The organism is Ruegeria sp. 6PALISEP08, assembly GCF_001238295.1.
Taxonomy (GTDB): domain Bacteria; phylum Pseudomonadota; class Alphaproteobacteria; order Rhodobacterales; family Rhodobacteraceae; genus Ruegeria.
Genome location: NZ_LGXZ01000037.1, coordinates 1 through 1,132 on the forward strand (window position 1 = coordinate 1; position 1,132 = coordinate 1,132).

A 1,132-nucleotide genomic window follows, 5' to 3' on the forward strand; every position below is an offset into this window, starting at 1 on the left:
TGGCAAAGGAAAAGTTTGAGCGTAATAAGCCGCACGTCAACATCGGCACGATTGGCCACGTTGACCATGGTAAAACGACGCTGACCGCAGCAATCACCAAGTATTTCGGTGACTTCAAAGCGTATGACCAGATTGACGGCGCGCCTGAAGAAAAGGCTCGTGGCATCACCATCTCGACCGCCCACGTGGAATACGAGACCGACAACCGCCACTATGCGCACGTTGATTGCCCCGGCCACGCTGACTACGTCAAGAACATGATCACCGGTGCTGCGCAGATGGACGGCGCGATCCTGGTTGTGAACGCAGCTGACGGCCCGATGCCGCAGACGCGTGAGCACATTCTGCTGGGCCGCCAGGTTGGCATCCCGAAGATGGTCGTGTTCATGAACAAAGTGGACCAGGTTGACGACGAAGAGCTGCTGGAACTGGTGGAAATGGAAATCCGCGAGCTGCTGTCTTCGTATGACTACCCCGGCGACGACATTCCGATCATTGCCGGTTCGGCTCTGGCCGCGATGGAAGGCAACAACCCTGAAATCGGCGAAGAGAAGATCCGCGAACTGATGGCGGCTGTTGATGAGTATATCGACACCCCAGAGCGTGCCGTTGACCAGCCGTTCCTGATGCCGATCGAAGACGTGTTCTCGATCTCGGGTCGTGGTACTGTTGTGACCGGTCGTGTTGAGCGTGGCGTGATCAACGTTGGCGACGAGATCGAAATCGTCGGCATCCGCGACACTTCGAAAACCACCTGTACCGGCGTTGAAATGTTCCGCAAGCTGCTGGACCGCGGTGAAGCGGGCGACAACATCGGGGCGCTGCTGCGTGGTGTTGACCGTGAAGGCGTTGAGCGTGGTCAGGTTCTGTGTAAGCCGGGCTCGGTTACACCGCACACCAAGTTCGAAGCCGAAGCCTATATCCTGACCAAGGAAGAGGGTGGCCGTCACACGCCGTTCTTCGCGAACTACCGTCCGCAGTTCTACTTCCGGACCACTGATGTGACCGGCACCGTGACCCTGGCGGCTGGCACCGAGATGGTTATGCCCGGCGACAACGTGTCGTTCGAGGTTGAGCTGATCGCACCGATCGCGATGGAAAACGGCCTGCGCTTCGCCATCCGCGAAGGCGG

1 protein-coding gene is annotated in these 1,132 nt (G+C 58.6%); it reads left to right on the plus strand.

What is annotated here, in order from left to right; all coding sequences use genetic code 11:
- On the plus strand, positions 1-1,132 hold a 1,132-nt coding region (tuf, locus tag ALB80_RS21655), incomplete at both ends, for an elongation factor Tu (protein ID WP_050606179.1).